The organism is Corynebacterium sp. HMSC036D02 (assembly GCF_001836165.1).
Lineage (GTDB): Bacteria > Actinomycetota > Actinomycetes > Mycobacteriales > Mycobacteriaceae > Corynebacterium.
The window spans coordinates 26,212-42,489 of the sequence record NZ_KV827677.1; the positions used below are offsets into that span (position 1 = coordinate 26,212).

Here is a 16,278-nt window from a genome sequence, read left to right on the forward strand (position 1 = left end):
TTTATGATTATCCCCTTGCCAGATACGACCACGCGCAAAATCTCTAAGAAGCTCGTGGAGATGCAGGAGCATTACACGCTCACGACCGGACGCGTTCTTACGCTCATCGTCATGACCGAAGAAGGCGATGATCTTGACAACCTGCTCACTTCAGTACGCGATGCCTCCCACGAGCACCCCTCTCGCGTCATCGTGATCGCCTCGGGCTCCCTCGAGGAGGAAACCCGCCTCGATGCTGAGCTGCGCGTTGGTGGCGAGGCTGGTGCCTCGGAAATCGTCGTTATGCACCTGCACGGCGCCCTCGCCGACCAGGCAGAAGCAGTGGTTACTCCCCTTCTTCTTCCGGATACACCAATCGTCGCGTGGTGGCCTACTGCCTGCCCGCCTGCTCCCGCCGCAGTGCCCATCGGTGCTCTTGCTCAGCGCCGCATCACTAACGTGGCTTTCGGCAGCGGTGTTGATCAATACGACCTGCACGTGCTGTCCTCCGGCTATAAGCCGGGTGATTCCGACATGTCCTGGGGCGCCATCACCCTGTGGCGTGGCATCATCGCCTCGTCTCTTGACCGCCACCCACACGAGCCTGTCAATTCGGTGGAGATCTCCGGAGCCGAGCACCACGCCGCCGTCGACTTTGCAGCTGGCTGGCTGCTCGACGCCCTTTCCGTCCCCGTCACCCGTAAGATCTCGAAGTGCGAGGCAGGCGCCTTCCCGATTACCTCCTTAGTTTTCCGGCGCCCCACCGCGGATATCACTGTCACGGCTGTCGACGCCACAACGGTTAAGGTCAGCGTCCCCGGTTCTCCAGAATCGCTCGTGAGCCTCGCTGTGCGTTCCGAAGCGGAGGTGCTCTCGGAAGAGCTGCGCCACCTTGATTCTGATAGGACATACGCCCATGCTCTCCGCGCCTTAGCGCGCGTGCACTACAGTGTGTAGGCGTAACCTTTTCATCGTTTCCCCCAGTCTCATCATTCAGAAGGATCTTTCTGCACCATGGTCACGCTTCGCCGCGTTAGCGACATCGACGAGCTCATATCCTCCGCTGCACTCGCCTTTATTGAGACGGTTGCGGCGATTCAAGCCCCGGGCAGTGGCCTGCACAAGGACGGAGTAGCACGCGTAGTCCTCACTGGTGGCGGTGCTGGAATCGGTGTCCTGCGCGAATTGGCCCGCCTCCACGACGCTGCCCAGCAGCAAGGTAGCGACTACCCGGCATTGGCCGTGGACTGGACGCGGGTCCACGTCTTCTTCGGTGATGAGCGCAATGTTCCTGTCAGCGATCCGGATTCCAACGAAGGCCAAGCTCGTGAGGCTCTTCTCAGCAAGGTCGGTATTCCAGAACAGCACATTCATGGCTATGACTTGGGTGCGGTATCCATGGAACACGCCGCCCAAGCCTATGAGGGCGAGATCCGTGATTTTGCCCCAGAGGGCTTCGACATTCACCTCTTGGGCATGGGACATGAGGGCCACATTAACTCTCTGTTTCCGCATTCGGAGGCAGTCTATGAAGACACGGACTATGCATTTGCTGTCCACGATTCCCCTAAGCCCCCGTCAGAGCGCGTCACGCTGACCTACCCTGCTATCAATCGCTCCCAACGCATTTGGTTCCTCGTCTCCGGCGAGGAGAAGGCCGAAGCTGCGTCCCACCTCGCAGCCGGCGCCGCGGCTGAGGATTGGCCTGCCGCAGGCGCGCAGGGTACCGAAGAGACTCTGCTTTTCGTGAGTGAAGACGCCGCACAGCGGCTTTAGCGCCACGGTTCCTCCGGCCGCTTGCAGTCTAGGAAAAATAACGCCGCGTTCCCTCCTCCTTAGGAGGAAGCACGCGGCGTTAAGCGTTGTTGTGGCCGTGGACCAGCTGGCTGGCTTTAGCTGCTAAATGCCTGCAGCAGGTTCAGGGCTACGATGCAGGCGAGCCAGATGACCACCATGACCACTGTGTAACGGTCAAGGTTCTTTTCAACCACGGTGGAACCAGACAAGTTGGACTGCACACCGCCGCCGAAAAGGCTGGAAAGACCGCCGCCCTTACCTTTGTGCAGCAGCACGAAGACAGACATCAGGATTGCGGCAATCACGAGGATGATTTCCAGTGCCAAGATCATGAAATAGTTCCTTGTTTTACGCGTTCGTTCGTTTATTGTGGTGGGTGACAGCCTATGCCGCCAGCCCACGGAGAAGTGGGCGCCAAAAGCAGGCGCAATAATGCCCGATAATACACCACGTGGCGGGCCAGAAACCATTCCGACCCGCCACGGCTATTTAGCGTGATGCCAGCTGCTATGAGGGCTATGCGCCCTGGGCGGCGTTAGCCGCCAGCTTGGCAAACTCCTCGCCCTTGAGAGAAGCACCGCCGACAAGGCCACCGTCGACGTCCGGCTTGCCTACGATCTCCGCGATGGAATCCACCTTGACGGAGCCACCGTAGAGAATGCGGATGCCCTCGGCCACCTCATCGCCGCCCAGCTCACGGACGAGCTCGCGAATAGCTGCGCACACTTCCTGCGCGTCCTCAGCGGAAGCAACCTTACCGGTGCCGATTGCCCAGACCGGCTCATAAGCGATGACGGTCTTTGAGAGGTCCTCGGCAGAAAGTCCTTGCAGGGAGTTGCGGGTCTGGGTGACCACGTAATCCACGTGAGTGCCTGCCTCGCGCACGTTGAGCGGCTCGCCCACGCAGACAATCGGGCTGATGCCGTTAGCCAGGGCTGCTGCGGCCTTCTCAGCAACCAGCTGGTCGGTCTCACCGTGGTACTGACGGCGCTCGGAGTGACCAACGACTGCCCAGGAGCATCCCAGGGCGGAGAGCATCTTGCCGGAAACCTCACCGGTGTATGCACCGGACTCGTGCTTGGAGATGTCCTGTGCACCATAGGTGAACTGCAAGTCGTCACCGTCGACCAGCGTCTGCACGGTGCGGATATCGGTGAACGGGACCATGAAAGCCACGTCAACCTTCTCGTAGTATTCCTTCGGCAGAGAGAAAGCGAACTTCTGCAGGGAGCCAATAGCTTCCTTGTGGTCGAGGTTCATCTTCCAGTTACCTGCGATAAGCGGGGTACGTGCCATGATTAGCCTTTCTAAATCAGACTGAGTTGACGGTTTAAGTGCTTAGGCTTCCAGAACCTTGACGCCCGGCAGCTCCTTGCCCTCAAGGAACTCGAGGGAAGCGCCACCACCGGTAGAGATGTGAGAGAAGCCATCCTCATCGAGGCCGAGAAGGCGAACGGAAGCTGCGGAGTCACCACCGCCAACGACGGTGAAGGAGCCGTTCTTAGCGGTGGCGTCGATGATCGACTGTGCCACACCGGCGGTGCCCTTGGAGAAGGCCTCCATCTCAAAGACACCCATTGGGCCGTTCCAGAAGACGGTCTTGGAAGAAGCGATGACCTCGTCGAACTTCTTCACCGACTCCGGGCCGATGTCGAGAGATTGCCAACCCTCCGGAATGCCGTCCAGGGCGACGACCTTGTTCTCTGCCTGAGCATCGAACTCGGTTGCAGCAACGAGGTCGACCGGCAGGACAATCTTTTCACCGAAGCGCTCGAGCAGCTCCTTGCAGTTATCAATCTGGTCTTCCTGCAGCAAGGAGTTCTGGACGTTGTAGCCCTGCGCGGCCAAAAGGGTGTAGCACATGCCGCCGCCAATGATGACCTTGTCGGCCTTGCCGGCAAGGGCCTCGATCACACCGAGCTTGTCGGAGACCTTGGCGCCGCCAAGAACAACCACGTACGGATGCTCTGGCTTCTCTGCTACCGCAGCCAGGGTTTCCACTTCCTTCTGGACCAGCTTGCCGGCGTATGCAGGCAGGCGCTTGGCGACGTCGTACACAGAGGCCTGCGCGCGGTGAACGACACCGAAACCATCGGAGACGAAGGCACCGTTGTCCGCAGCCAAGGCGACGAGCTCATCGGCGAAGGCGCCGCGCTCAGCCTCATCCTTGGAGGTTTCGCGCGGATCAAAGCGAACATTCTCTAGGAGGAGAACATCGCCATCGTTGAGGCCGTTGGCACGCTCGTGAGCGTCCTCACTGCTGACATCGCCGGCCAGAGCAACGTACTGATCCAGTGCCTCGGACAGAGCCTCTGCGACTGGAGCGAGGGAGTACTTCGGGTTTACTTCGCCCTTTGGACGTCCCAAGTGTGCCGACAGGATGACCTTCGCTCCACCCTCAATGAGCGCCTTGATAGTGGGCAGCGAGGCGGTGATGCGGCCGGAGTCGGTGATGTTTCCTCCATCATCGAGCGGGACGTTGAAGTCAGAACGAACAAGGACGTGGCGGCCAGAAACGCCTTCTGCGAGCAGATCGTCCAAAGTTTTGAAAGCCATTGTGTTCTCCTTGAAGGTGGGTACTCAAGCTAAAGGTTAATGCTATTCACTTAGTAAGTGTGCCGGAACCTGATTAGCAACGTGTGTGAAAGCGCGAAATCGTTCCTTAAAGACGAATACCGGCCCAGCGCACGCCACGTATTCAGAGATAGTAGGCGCGGCGCGTGGGCCGGGTTCTAGCCTGTGGGGCTTCCACAGGCAATCACAGCTTGCTTCACTGTGCTCATTTCAAAGGGTGAAACTTTAGAGCTTGGAAGCAACCAGGGAGGTGGTGCGCACGAGCTGGCTGGTGTAGCCCCACTCGTTGTCGTACCAGCCAAGGACCTTGACGAAGTTGCCGTTGGAAACCTTGGTCATGCCAGCATCGAAGATGCAGCCGTGGGAGTCGGTGATGATATCGGTGGAGACGATCGGGTCCTCGGTGTAGCCCAGGGTCTCGCCGAACTCGCCGGTTGCGGCTTCCTTGATAGCGGCGTTGATTTCCTCAGCGGTGACGTCGCGGGATGCCTGGAAGGTCAGGTCGGTGGCGGAACCAGTGATGGTGGGAACGCGCATTGCGTAACCGTCCAGCTTGCCCTCCAGCTCCGGCAGAACCAGGGAAACAGCCTTTGCTGCACCAGTGGAGGTCGGAACCATGTTGACGGCTGCGGCGCGTGCGCGGCGCAGGTCGCGGTGCGGAGCGTCCTGGATGCGCTGGTCACCGGTGTAGGCGTGGATGGTGGTCATCAGGCCCTTCTCGATGCCGAACTTCTCGTGCAGGACCTTAGCCATCGGTGCCAAGCAGTTGGTGGTGCAGGATGCGGCGGAGATGACGTTGTGCTTCTCAGCGTCGTACTCATCGGAGTTAACGCCGTAAACGAAGGTTGCGTCAACGTTCTTGCCCGGTGCAGAGATGATGACCTTCTTGGCACCGGCCTCGATGTGAGCCTTAGCAGCCTCACCATCGGTGAAGAAGCCGGTGGACTCGATGACGATGTCGACGTTGTGCTCGCCCCAGTTCAGGTTCTTCGGATCGCGCTCTGCGGAGACTGCGATCTTGTGACCGTTGACGGTGATGGACTCGTCGTCGTGCTCGATCTCACCGTCGAAGCGGCCCAGAACCGAGTCGTACTTGAGCAGGTTGGCCAGGGTTGCGTTGTCGGTCAGGTCGTTGACTGCGACGACCTCGAGGTCATTGTTGCCCTGTGCGACTGCACGGAAGAAGTTGCGGCCGATGCGGCCAAATCCGTTGATACCTACGCGAATGGTCACTGTAATGTCTCCTCAAATAATCGAGTGAAGTTCTATTGTGGGGGCTTCCGAGACTTTGTCTTTATAGGCAGTGCGGTGGACCGCTCTTGCGGCACCGTTGCCCTGCCACTTCCGTGACGTGCTCGGTGGTTTTCCCAACACGGCCGATAGTACCCACGGATTTTGCATCCTGCAGTGTGCGTTCAGGTTCGCATCGAGGGTGCTCGCACGAAAGGGAAAAGGGGCGTACACTGGATGGGCCGCTAGCTCCTTATGGTAATTCCCCAAACCCATACACCTGCATATATGCCCGTTTATGTGGGATTGTGTTGACCCTAGAGAGGGCAAGGTGGGATATCTCACTAAAGCAAAAAAGAGCGGGTGAATCCAAAAATAAAGCAGCTATCCACGGTCATAGATTCACCTCCTATAGTCAAAAAATTGCCCCAGACGGTCGCTGCGGTGCCCGAACGGGCACAACATTCGACTGCGTCTGGGGTTAAGACGAGAGACTAAGATTCCTCGAAAAGTTCCTCTGTCACTGCCTTCGTCGTATCCGGCACACCAAGTTCCTTCGCGCGCTTATCTGCCATAGAAAGCAGGCGGCGAATGCGCCCAGCCACCGCGTCTTTGGTCATCGGGGGATCAGCCAAGCGTCCAAGCTCCTCCAAGGAAGCCTCGCGGTGCTGCACGCGTAGGCGGCCGGCGTCCGCGAGGTGTTCCGGAACGTCATCCCCCAAGATGACCATGGCGCGTTCGACGCGAGCAGCGGCTGTAACTGCCGCACGGGCAGAACGGCGCAAGTTCGCGTCATCGAAGTTGTCTAGGCGGCGGGAGGTGTCGTGGGCTTCGCGTTGGATACGCTTCTTCTCCCACGTCAGGCGAGTCTCTTGGGCACCCATCCTGGTTAGCAACGCACCAATGGCATCGCCATCACGTACCACGACGCGATCGGCCCCGCGGGTCTCCTTAGTTTTCGCCACCACACCCAAACGCCGGGCGCAGCCTACAAGTGCGAGTGCTGCCTCCTGGCAAGGACAGGTCACCTCCAGCGCTGAAGAACGGCCCGGTTCGGTTAGCGAACCTTGCGCCAGAAAGGCGCCGCGCCAAGCCGCTTCGTTATCCGCAACAGAGCCGGAGATTACTTGCGGCGGCAGCCCCACGACTGGGTGACCCGAGCGGGTCACCAACCCCAGACGCCTGGTCAACTCCTTGGCCCCGGTAGTAATGCGCAGCTGTACCCTGCTCTTTTTAGAGGATGCGGCGGGGCCTGCTACGTGGATACTGGCAGAGATCGAATATAGCTCGTCGAGTGCGGTGACCAAGCGAGTGGCTACGCTCTTCGATTCCAATTCGACCTCGTACATCACCCTATCTCCGGTGATATGGAGCTCGCCGGCGAACCTGAGGATCGCGGCAACCTCCGCCGCACGAGCGGACTGGCGCGGTACGGAGACCGCCGTAAGTTCCTCCTTGACCTGATCGGTCAATGACGCAGACACCTCGTGCCTCCCCTTTCAACTCTTGATGTAGCTCACCGCTGAAACCAGCAGTGGTGCAACTGAGCTCAAAAGGACCTTGAGCTCGCGCATACAGCACGTAGTACCGCACCTGTGAAGCGCAGTGACGTCGCAGTGAGCGATGAATGCCACTTAGTCTATCGCGCGCTCAGCTGCGGTGAGTGCCCGGGGCACCCGCCGAAGAATCCCGCTGAGCGACATAGTCGGTATAAAGCTCAGTCAGTACCTGCGCGAGCTTGTCTGGGCAATGCTTGTTGAGAGAATTTCCGTTCTCATCGGCCTGACACACATCGCGGAAAACCGCCGTAGCACCGAGCACGCTTGCCGCACGCTGCACGAAGACTCGCTCCGACTCATTCGGAAGACCAGATCCATCGACGATTACTTTGTCTACCCGCAGGTTCGGCGCATGCTGCGCTAAGACGTGCAGGTGGCGCTCAGCTGAAAAGCCCTGGGTCTCCCCTGGTTCAGCGGAAAGGTTAAGTACTACAACGCGAAGCGCATCCGAGGACGTAATTGCGTTGACAATCTCCGGCACGAGGACGTGTGGAAGCACGGAGCTAAACCACGATCCCGGCCCCAGGGTGATGAGGTCCGCATCGCGCAAGGCCGCGATGGTTTCCGGATTGGCCTGTGGCTTTTCCGGGATGATGCGCACGCGACGCACCTGCCCCACAGTGGACGCGACAGCGACTTGGCCGCGGACGGAGCGCATGATGCGGGGGTCGTCGTCAAGCCCGGCCACGTCCGCTTCGATATCGAGCGGCAGATTCACAGCCGGCAGCACGCGGCCCGCAGACTGCGTAAGCCGTCCCACCGCGTCAAGCGCCGCCTGGAAGTCCCCCAAGACCTCAGTGAGTCCGGCAATGAGAAGATTACCCACCGCGTGGCCGGCCATGGCGCCGGTGCTCTGGAAGCGGTGCTGCAGCGTAGAGGCCCACAACTGGCCTTCCTCTGAGTCGCTCGACAATGCAGCGAGCGCCATGCGCAAATCACCGGGCGGAATGATGTCCATCTCGCGGCGCAGACGCCCGGAAGAACCGCCGTCATCAGCCACGGTGACGATGGCAGAAATCGCTTCCGCGCCGGTACGGCGCGCAGCCAGAAGGGTTTGGTAGAGACCATGGCCGCCGCCCAGGCTAGCCATGTGGGTAGGGAGAGATGTCACGGAAATATTAGCTTTCGGTCATCCGAGGGGTAGGGAATGAATTTTTATCTTAACGCACCTAATCCCGGGCGATGTCACGGTGCAGTGTGCTCACATCCAAGTCCCCGCGCTCCCTGAGACGGCGAGCAATCTCCTCCGTAACCGCCACGGATCGGTGGTGTCCGCCGGTGCACCCGATGCCTATAGTGATGAAGTTCTTGCCCTCGTGCCGGTAGCCGGCAAGCATCGAATCAAACATGGTGATGAAGTGATCAATGAAGGGTTCAGCGGCGTCCTGAGAAAGGACGTAGTCTGCAACAGGTTCATCAGTCCCGCGGTAGCCCCGCAATTCAGGCACCCAATAAGGATTGGGAAGGAAGCGGACATCGACAACAAGATCTGCGTCACGCGGGGAACCATGCTTGAAGCCGAAGGACTCTAACGTGACGTGCTGCAGCTCATGGCCCATCTCGCCGAAAGAGGCCTCGATCGCGCGGCGCAGGTCATGAACGGAGAGATTGGTCGTGTCAATGATGATATCCGCGCGCTCGCGGATGGCCTGCACTGCTGCGCGCTCGCGCTGAATACCTGCCTTGAGGGTTTCCCCGTCCTGCAGGGGGTGTGTACGCCGCACTGAGTCGAACCGGCGAATCAGAACGTCATCGCGCGCATCGAGGAAGAGCAGCGTCGGCTTCATATCTAGCTGTTCTAGTTCATCAAGGGTTTCTGCCAAGGAACCCGGGAACAAGCGGGAGCGTACATCGGTCACCGCAGCAATCTTGCTTACCGGGGACTCCGGACTAGCGCACAGTTTGAGCAAGTCAACGATTGCCTTGGGTGGGATGTTATGGGCTACGTAATAGCCTTTATCCTCCAGCACTTTAGCCGCCGACGTCAGGCCTCCGCCTGACATGCCGGTGATCAAAATGGGTGGGGAATCAAACAGCGTCATGGCTTCCATTCTTACCACCTATTCAGAGTCCTCGGTGGCAAAATTTCTCAAAAGCCAAGCCTTCTTAGGAGGCGTGAAGATGATCAAAAACTGTTTGCGCTAGCTTCGGGCCGAAGCCCTTGACCTCAGCGATCTCTTCCACGCTGGCTTCTTTGAGCTTCTTCACCGAACCGAAGTGCTTGACCAGGTCAGTACGCCGTTGAGGCCCCAAGCCTGGCACAGCATCAAGAACCGATGAGCGCATCCGCTTCGAGCGCTGCTGGCGGTGATAGGAAATGGCTACACGGTGGGCTTCATCACGGAGGTGCTGAAGCAAAAAGAGGGCCTGAGAATTGCGCGGCAAAATCACCGGTTCATCATCACCAGGCACCCACACCTCTTCTAGGCGCTTAGCTAGACCGATGAGGGTAACGTCCACAATGCCAAGTTCATCGAAAACTGCCTGCGCCGCAGCCACCTGCGGTGCACCACCATCCACGATGAAGAGCTGTGGTGGGTAGGAACTGCGTTTGGTTTGGCTCGCAGCCTCTTCCCGCACCATCTCCTCGGCGAAGGTAGTGTTCTCCAGCTCCTCGTCCGGCACCGCGCGTTTGTCATCGTGGTGGTGTTTGAAGCGGCGGCGAGTCACCTCAGCGATGGAACCAACGTCGTTGGAACGTCCATCACCCGCAGCTTCCTTGATGCGGTAGCGGCGGTAATCAGCCTTACGGGGCAGGCCATCCTCGAAGACCACCAAGGATGCCACGACATCGGTACCTTGAATGTGCGAGATATCCGTACACTCAATGCGCAGCGGCGCGGAATCCATGCCCAGCGCCTCCTGCAGCTCCTGAAGTGCTGCGGACCGGGCAGTCAGATCACCCACGCGCTTGAGCTTGTGCTGTTTCAGCTGTTCCTTCGCATTCCTTTCGACGGTCTCCAGCAAGGCGCGCTTGTCGCCTCGCTGCGGTACCCGTACATCAATCTGGGCACCCCGCAGTTCCTCCAGAACAATCTTCACCTCCTCGGCTTCCTCCGGCAGTGCTTGGACCAGAATCTCGCGAGGAATGGCGTTACCCTGCCGCGTCTCGGCATGAGATTCTTGGTCCACTCCCCTGCGCTCCATTTTGGCGTCCTCGGCAGCCTCTTGGCGCTGACGCTCGACGGCATCCGAATAAAACTGGATGAGGAAGTTCTGGATCAGTGCCGGCAGACCCGGATCTGGTTGGCCCTCCTCAACCACGTGTGTCGTTGCCTGATCACCAGAGCGCTCGACCACCCAACCACGCTGACCGCGAATACGGCCTGCGCGCACATGGAAGATCTGCACGGCCGCCTCCAATTCATCCGAACTAAACGCGATGAGGTCTGCATCCGTGCCGTCGGGCAGGACGACGGCTTGCTGCTCCATAAGCTTGTCGATGGCGCCAAGGTCATCGCGCAGGCGCGCTGCCAGCTCGAACTCCAAGTTCTCTGCTGCCTCTTCCATGCGCTGGGTCACCCTCTTGCGCACGGGCGCGGTATTACCGTTCATGAAGCTGATGAGCTGGTTCACAGTCTCGCGGTGTTCCTCGGGACTAACGCGGCCGATGCAGGGTGCATCGCACTTGCCGATATATCCCAATAGACAAGGGCGGCCTAGCTTTTCGTGGCGGTTAAAAACGCCTTTGGCGCAGGTGCGCATGGGAAAGATGCGAGTGAGAAGATCGAGGGATTCGCGCACCGCCCAAGCATGGGAATAGGGGCCGAAATAGCGCACACCTTTGCGGCGGGGACCACGGTAGAAGAACGCTCGCGGGATGGTCTCCCCCACGGACACCGCGAGCATAGGGTACGTCTTGTCATCGCGGTACATGACGTTGAACCGCGGATCGAAGCGTTTAATCCACGTGTACTCCAACTGCAACGCTTCCACCTCGCTGGCCACCACGGTCCATTCAACTGAAGCCGCAGTGAGCACCATCTGGCGGGTTCGCGGGTGCAGTTGGGTGATGTCCTGGAAGTAGTTGGATAGCCGTGCGCGCAGGTTCTTTGCCTTGCCCACGTAGATGACGCGGCGGTTTTCATCGCGGAACTTATAAACGCCCGGATCCGTGGGGATGCTTCCGGGCGCGGGGCGGTACTCTGAGGGATCAGCCACTAGTCATCCTGCGGCATGTAGCGGGCTTCCAGGTCGCGGAAGGAGCGGACCTTGGTGATAACGTCCTGCTTATCACCTGATTGCAGGGCCCAAACCGGCACGTATTCGAAGTCAGGCAGCTCGATGCGCGCCATGCGGGATCCTTCGGGGAAGGACAGGCCGTAGATGACCTGCCACGGGTAGAAGCGGGTACCCAGGATGTTGCGGATCTCTACTCCATCGGAGTTTGCACGCAGTCGCGGTCGAGTCAATGCCAACCACGATAGGATTGAAATCACCACGCCCACACCGGGGAAAGCGAACTTATCAATCGTCGTCACCGTCGCACCGGTAAAGGACAAGCCCACCGTGAAGCCCATAAACAAGTGCGCTGCCATGACGAGGATGATCCAGACGATCGCCACCTTGCGCAGATAAGGCGAAGTAGCTTCATATTCCCAAGGCTTGGATGAGGTCAGGGCAAAAGGATCAGCGCTAGTGTAGGCCAATAACTGCTCCTCGCTCATGCGCTGTGCGCCCTCCGCAGAGCTCGATGCGGCCGGCCGCAAAGATTGCGAGGACTTATTTGCGTGAGCTGACTGTTCCCGCTCTTCATGGCCCAAGGGCACCTGTGGGTCCGTCATCGAGTTTTCCATCTCCTCATCACTCCGCTGAGGCAGGCCACGGCCTTGTCCTGATATGCAGGGCACAGTGGTTGCGCATGGCAGCCTACTTTAGGTTTGACTCGTCCAGTGTACGCAAGGTGTGCACGGTTTCTAAAGCTGCCTGCATGGCCTCCGCACCTTTATCTTCCGCGGAATCAGCAAAGCCGGCGCGATCAACTGCTTGTTCATAGTCGTTGACAGTGAGCACACCATTAGCCACCGGAGTGGATTCGTCGAGCGCGATGCGGGTCAGGCCCTGGGTGACGGAATCACACACATAATCAAAGTGCGGAGTACCACCACGGACAACACAGCCCAGTGCCACCACGGCATCGTGCGTGCGCGCCGCGGCCTGCACCACCACGGGGAGCTCAAGAGCGCCCACAACGCGCAGCGGGGTGACAGTGGCACCGGCTGCTTCAGCGGTCTCTAGTGCGCGGCGATGCAGCTGGTCACATATCTCGGCGTTCCACGTGGCGGTGACAACGGCAACGCGGAGTCCTTCACCCGAGACATTTTTCGGGGTTGGCAAGCCTTCCTTGCTCATTGTGTGCTCCTTTGTTTTAGTCTTTTACTCGATCTTCCGGCTTAATGCCTTACGAGTGCTTCTGGTCCCACTCAGCGACCTGGGGCAGATCATGCCCCATCCGGTCGCGCTTCGTGCGCAGGTAGCTGATGTTCTCCGCCGTTGCGGGGGTCGCCAGCGCGGTGCGTGCGGTGGCGTCGATGCCGAAGCCCTGCAGACCCTCGCCCTTGTGGGGGTTATTGGTCAAGAGGTTCACGGATTTCACGCCCACGTCCCGCAGGATTTGGCCGGCCACGGAATACTCGCGGGCATCTTCCGGTAGCCCCTGCTCCACGTTGGCATCAACGGTGTCCATTCCCTTGTCCTGCAGGCGATAGGCCTTGAGCTTGTTCACTAAACCAATGCCACGGCCCTCTTGCCCACGCAGGTAGATGACGATGCCTCGTCCTGCTTCTTGCACCGCACGAAGGGATTCCTGCAGCTGCGGGCCGCAGTCGCAGCGCTGAGAGGCAAAGACGTCACCTGTAAGACACTCGGAGTGCACACGAACGGGCACGTCCTCCGCACCGCTATAGCTCTCCACGTCACCGACGAAGAGGGCGATGTGCTCGCGCTTGTCGACGTCACTCGAATAACCCACCGCGCGGAACTCGCCGTACTCGGTGGGCAGGCGGGTTTCTACCTCGCGACGAATCTGCTGTTCGTTGTGGCGACGCCACTCGATGAGCTGCTCGATGGAGATCATCGTCAGCCCGTGGGCGTCCGCAAAGCGGCGCAGCTCCGGCGAGCGGGCCATGTCCGTGGGGTCCTCTTCGGAAACGATTTCACACAGCACGCCGGCTGGGCGCAGACCAGCCAGCCGGGCCAAGTCGATGGCGGCTTCGGTATGTCCATCGCGCTCGAGGACACCATTCGGGCGGGCTGCGAGCGGAACAACGTGGCCAGGGCGTGCGAACTCCGCTGGCTCAGAGGAAGGATCAGCCAACCTGCGGATAGTTTCGCAGCGCGAAGTGGCGGAGATGCCTGTGGAGCCATTAGCCAAGTCCACCGTCACGGTGTAAGCGGTCTGGCGCACGTCCTGGTTAACCGCCAGCATTGGGGGTAGGTTCAACCGCTCACAGTCTTCCGGGAGCAGCGGCGCGCAAATGTAGCCGGAGCTATAGCGCACCATAAAGGCCACGAGCTCCGGAGTGGCGAGCTCAGCGGCGAAGATGAGGTCGCCTTCATTCTCGCGGTCCTCATTGTCCACGACGACGACTGCCTTGCCGGCCGCGATATCGGCGATGGCCTGGTCGACGCTATCTAAACTAAAAGCTGAATCTGCAGCGCTCATAAGGACTAACTCTATCCCTCTGTTCCCACGCCGTGGGCGTTAGGGTGAACCATTTTCTCCACATACTTTGCAACCACGTCTACCTCGAGGTTTACCCGGGCGCCTGGCTCCATGGAACCAAAGACGGTATCCCGCAGTGTGGTGGGAATGAGTGAGACTTCAAAATAGCTCTCTGTATCGGACTCTCCTTGCCCATCTGACAAGGCCGATACCGTCAGGGAGGTTCCCTGCACCGCGATGGAACCCTTTTCCACCACGTAGCGTGCCAACTCAGCCGGCAGGCTAAAACGCAATACCTCCCAGTGCTCTGAAGGCGTGCGGGACAACAAGGTCCCGGTGCCATCGACATGTCCCTGCACAATGTGGCCGCCCAAACGGGTCGTCGGGAGCACCGCGCGCTCAAGGTTAACCGGCGAGCCCTCCGCGAGTTCGCCGAGGGAGCTACGGTTCAAAGACTCTTTCATGACATCAGCGATGAAGGTTCCTTCTCCTAGCTCAGCCACGGTCAGGCATACGCCATTGACCGCTATGGAATCCCCCAGTTGCGCGTCACTCAATACGGTGGACGCGGCAATACCCAACCGCACGGCATCACCCTGCGGTTCGACGCTATCGACGCGACCAATCTCTTCAACGAGTCCGGTAAACATAGACCGCACTCCCCTTCCCTTTTAACTCTCTAAATCTCTAAATCTTCTAGCCCGTGAAACTACTAGCCTTTGAAAGCTTTCCAGTTTTCAATGCTTGTCAGCTTTCAAAGCTCTTCATCCTTGCGATATTCCACAAGTAGGTCCTCGCCGAGCTCGGTAACCGCGCAACGCCGCCATCTCTGGGCGCGGGCCAAGTTCGACGACACAGCACTGGTGAGAACGCCTCTGCCTTCGCCGAGGATGACATTTCCTATATAAGCCTGGATCCGGTCGACGAAACCTAGCTCCATGAAGCTGGTTGCGAGCCCCGCGCCACCTTCGACGAGAAGGTCCCGGGCGCCCGTGGCATAAAGCTCAGCTAGGGCCTCCTGTGGGGAGGCATAGTGCTCAAAACCTAGTCTCTCGAGGTTGGTTCTTCCACCTTGAGACACATCCCGGGATCCGATGACCACACGCCTCGGTTGCTGAGGGCGCAAGGAACCATCCGGAAAGCGCGCCGTCAAGGATGGGTTATCCGCCAAGGCTGTGCCAGTTCCGATGAGGATGGCATCGCGCTGAGCCCGGTCACGATGCACATGCTCGCGAGCCTGCTCCCCTGTAATCCACTGGCTGCTGCCATCCACTGCGGCGGTGAAACCGTCCAGACTTTGTGCAAACTTGAGCGTGACGTGCGGACGATTGAGTTTGACCGCACCCAACCACGGCTCCAGCGCATCTGCTCTCTCTGCCGGTGCCGAGAGCTGTCCCACGGTGATGCCGGCGCGGCGCAGAGTGGTCGATCCTCCCCCGGCTTGCGGGGTGGGATCCGGGTGGAGGTAGTACACGGCGGCCACGGAGGCATCGATAAGCGCCTGCGCGCAGGGCCCAGTACGGCCAGTATGGTTGCAGGGCTCCAAGGTGACCACCGCGGTTCCACCGCGCGCCTTGTCCCCCGCATCGCGCAGCGCCATGACTTCAGCATGCGGTCCGCCCGGGGGCTGGGTTGCACCGACGCCGACGACCTGCCCGGAGGCATCAAGAATCACCGCACCGACTGGCGGATTCGGGCTCGTCGTACCGCGCACCTGCTGGCCGGCCTCCATGGCTAAGCGCAACGCTTGCGATAGGGCAGCAGAATCGAGGCGTGGGTTCACAGCGTGGCCAGTCGGCGCAGCTCCTCGACGGCCGCTGCCTTATCTGGTTGTTTATAAATGGCCGAACCCGCTACGAAAGCATCGCAGCCCGCCTCAGCGGCGGAGCGGATCGTCTCGGCAGAAATGCCACCATCGATTTCGATGAGGACATCGAGGCCGCGCTCATCAATAGCTGCGCGCAAGGTGCGGACCTTGTCGAGCTGATCCGGCATGAAGCGCTGACCGCCGAAGCCTGGTTCGACTGACATGACGAGAACCTCGTCGAAGTGCTCCAGGGCATCCAACCAGGGCTCAATCGGGGTGCCCGGCTTGATGGAGAAGCCCGCGCGCACCCCTAGGTCACGGATCTTGCGGGCCAAAGTGATGGCCGCATTCTTGTCGGCCACGGCCTCGACGTGGAAGATGATGCAATCAGCTCCGACCTTGGCGTAGGTTTCCACCCACTTCTCCGGCTCCTCGATCATGAGGTGAACGTCGAGGGTCTGCGAAGTAATCCCATCCACCGTCGCGGTAATATCTGGGCCGAAGGACAGGTTGGGCACGAAGTGACCATCCATGATGTCAACGTGGATCCAATCCGCGTTGGCCACGGCCTGAACCTCCTCACCCAAACGGGTGAAATCAGCGGCCAGAATGGATGGGGAAATGATGGGACCAGACGAGTGTGCAGACATGACACTCAGCCTAGTCCC

16 protein-coding genes are annotated in these 16,278 nt (G+C 59.7%); 2 read left to right on the plus strand and 14 right to left on the minus strand.

Features of this window, described 5'->3' with window-relative positions; all coding sequences use genetic code 11:
• Nucleotides 1–3: 3 nt before the first annotated feature.
• Together HMPREF2743_RS05670 and pgl are read left to right on the plus strand one after the other, a co-directional pair.
• Nucleotides 4–936, plus strand: a complete 933-nt coding sequence (locus tag HMPREF2743_RS05670) for a glucose-6-phosphate dehydrogenase assembly protein OpcA (RefSeq protein ID WP_070528425.1) — start codon at nt 4–6, stop codon at nt 934–936.
• 57 nt (nt 937–993) lie between these two features.
• On the plus strand, nt 994–1,755 hold the full coding sequence (pgl, locus tag HMPREF2743_RS05675; RefSeq protein ID WP_070528435.1) for a 6-phosphogluconolactonase: 762 nt from the start codon (nt 994–996) through the stop codon (nt 1,753–1,755).
• A 116-nt stretch (nt 1,756–1,871) separates the two neighbouring features.
• On the opposite strand, the gene secG is transcribed toward pgl, so the two are convergent.
• The 14 genes from secG to rpe form a co-directional block, all read right to left on the minus strand.
• Nucleotides 1,872–2,108: a preprotein translocase subunit SecG gene (gene secG / locus HMPREF2743_RS05680; protein WP_070528438.1), complete on the minus strand. Its 237-nt coding sequence runs from the start codon at nt 2,106–2,108 to the stop codon at nt 1,872–1,874.
• A 184-nt stretch (nt 2,109–2,292) separates the two neighbouring features.
• A complete protein-coding gene (gene tpiA / locus HMPREF2743_RS12930) occupies nt 2,293–3,072 on the minus strand; it encodes a triose-phosphate isomerase (protein ID WP_070528441.1) in 780 nt (259 codons plus the stop codon).
• 42 nt (nt 3,073–3,114) lie between these two features.
• Complete coding sequence (pgk, locus tag HMPREF2743_RS12935; RefSeq protein WP_070528442.1) at nt 3,115–4,332, minus strand: phosphoglycerate kinase; 1,218 nt, start codon at nt 4,330–4,332, stop codon at nt 3,115–3,117.
• A 243-nt stretch (nt 4,333–4,575) separates the two neighbouring features.
• Nucleotides 4,576–5,583, minus strand: coding sequence for a type I glyceraldehyde-3-phosphate dehydrogenase (gap, locus tag HMPREF2743_RS05695; RefSeq protein WP_070511751.1), 1,008 nt, complete (start codon nt 5,581–5,583; stop codon nt 4,576–4,578).
• 491 nt (nt 5,584–6,074) lie between these two features.
• Complete coding sequence (whiA, locus tag HMPREF2743_RS05700) at nt 6,075–7,064, minus strand: DNA-binding protein WhiA (RefSeq protein WP_070528444.1); 990 nt, start codon at nt 7,062–7,064, stop codon at nt 6,075–6,077.
• Between the two features lie 166 nt (nt 7,065–7,230).
• Entirely contained in the window at nt 7,231–8,229 is a 999-nt protein-coding gene (gene yvcK, locus HMPREF2743_RS05705; RefSeq protein ID WP_070528447.1) for a gluconeogenesis factor YvcK family protein, read from the minus strand.
• Nucleotides 8,230–8,308: 79 nt separating this feature from the next.
• Nucleotides 8,309–9,190 carry an RNase adapter RapZ gene (gene rapZ, locus HMPREF2743_RS05710; RefSeq protein WP_070818359.1) on the minus strand — a complete coding sequence of 294 codons (882 nt, stop codon included), beginning with the start codon at nt 9,188–9,190 and terminating at the stop codon, nt 8,309–8,311.
• A 55-nt stretch (nt 9,191–9,245) separates the two neighbouring features.
• Entirely contained in the window at nt 9,246–11,300 is a 2,055-nt protein-coding gene (uvrC, locus tag HMPREF2743_RS05715; RefSeq protein WP_070818360.1) for an excinuclease ABC subunit UvrC, read from the minus strand.
• On the minus strand, nt 11,300–11,923 hold the full coding sequence (locus tag HMPREF2743_RS05720; RefSeq protein WP_070528454.1) for a PH domain-containing protein: 624 nt from the start codon (nt 11,921–11,923) through the stop codon (nt 11,300–11,302). Before HMPREF2743_RS05720 ends, uvrC begins: the two co-directional genes overlap by 1 nt.
• 85 nt (nt 11,924–12,008) lie before the next feature.
• Nucleotides 12,009–12,491, minus strand: coding sequence for a 6,7-dimethyl-8-ribityllumazine synthase (ribH, locus tag HMPREF2743_RS05725; RefSeq protein WP_070528456.1), 483 nt, complete (start codon nt 12,489–12,491; stop codon nt 12,009–12,011).
• Between the two features lie 49 nt (nt 12,492–12,540).
• Complete coding sequence (locus HMPREF2743_RS05730) at nt 12,541–13,803, minus strand: bifunctional 3,4-dihydroxy-2-butanone-4-phosphate synthase/GTP cyclohydrolase II (protein WP_070818361.1); 1,263 nt, start codon at nt 13,801–13,803, stop codon at nt 12,541–12,543.
• An 11-nt stretch (nt 13,804–13,814) separates the two neighbouring features.
• Complete coding sequence (locus HMPREF2743_RS05735; protein ID WP_070528459.1) at nt 13,815–14,453, minus strand: riboflavin synthase; 639 nt, start codon at nt 14,451–14,453, stop codon at nt 13,815–13,817.
• A gap of 104 nt (nt 14,454–14,557) precedes the next feature.
• Complete coding sequence (gene ribD, locus HMPREF2743_RS05740) at nt 14,558–15,586, minus strand: bifunctional diaminohydroxyphosphoribosylaminopyrimidine deaminase/5-amino-6-(5-phosphoribosylamino)uracil reductase RibD (RefSeq protein ID WP_083316481.1); 1,029 nt, start codon at nt 15,584–15,586, stop codon at nt 14,558–14,560.
• Nucleotides 15,583–16,260, minus strand: a complete 678-nt coding sequence (rpe, locus tag HMPREF2743_RS05745) for a ribulose-phosphate 3-epimerase (protein ID WP_070744079.1) — start codon at nt 16,258–16,260, stop codon at nt 15,583–15,585. The genes ribD and rpe overlap by 4 nt, the downstream gene beginning before the upstream one ends.
• Nucleotides 16,261–16,278: the final 18 nt, after the last annotated feature.

Excerpts from the sequence above, each read along its gene's own strand:
- rapZ (WP_070818359.1), bottom strand. The coding sequence starts at position 9,190 with ATGGAAGCCATGACGCTGTTTGATTCCCCACCCATTTTGATCACCGGC.
- HMPREF2743_RS05735 (WP_070528459.1), bottom strand. The coding sequence starts at position 14,453 with ATGTTTACCGGACTCGTTGAAGAGATTGGTCGCGTCGATAGCGTCGAA.
- HMPREF2743_RS05730 (WP_070818361.1), bottom strand. The coding sequence starts at position 13,803 with ATGAGCGCTGCAGATTCAGCTTTTAGTTTAGATAGCGTCGACCAGGCC.
- HMPREF2743_RS05720 (WP_070528454.1), bottom strand. The coding sequence starts at position 11,923 with ATGACGGACCCACAGGTGCCCTTGGGCCATGAAGAGCGGGAACAGTCA.
- yvcK (WP_070528447.1), bottom strand. The coding sequence starts at position 8,229 with ATGGCTAGCCTGGGCGGCGGCCATGGTCTCTACCAAACCCTTCTGGCT.
- HMPREF2743_RS05670 (WP_070528425.1), top strand. The coding sequence starts at position 4 with ATGATTATCCCCTTGCCAGATACGACCACGCGCAAAATCTCTAAGAAG.
- pgl (WP_070528435.1), top strand. The coding sequence starts at position 994 with ATGGTCACGCTTCGCCGCGTTAGCGACATCGACGAGCTCATATCCTCC.
- pgk (WP_070528442.1), bottom strand. The coding sequence starts at position 4,332 with ATGGCTTTCAAAACTTTGGACGATCTGCTCGCAGAAGGCGTTTCTGGC.
- tpiA (WP_070528441.1), bottom strand. The coding sequence starts at position 3,072 with ATGGCACGTACCCCGCTTATCGCAGGTAACTGGAAGATGAACCTCGAC.
- ribH (WP_070528456.1), bottom strand. The coding sequence starts at position 12,491 with ATGAGCAAGGAAGGCTTGCCAACCCCGAAAAATGTCTCGGGTGAAGGA.
- rpe (WP_070744079.1), bottom strand. The coding sequence starts at position 16,260 with ATGTCTGCACACTCGTCTGGTCCCATCATTTCCCCATCCATTCTGGCC.
- secG (WP_070528438.1), bottom strand. The coding sequence starts at position 2,108 with ATGATCTTGGCACTGGAAATCATCCTCGTGATTGCCGCAATCCTGATG.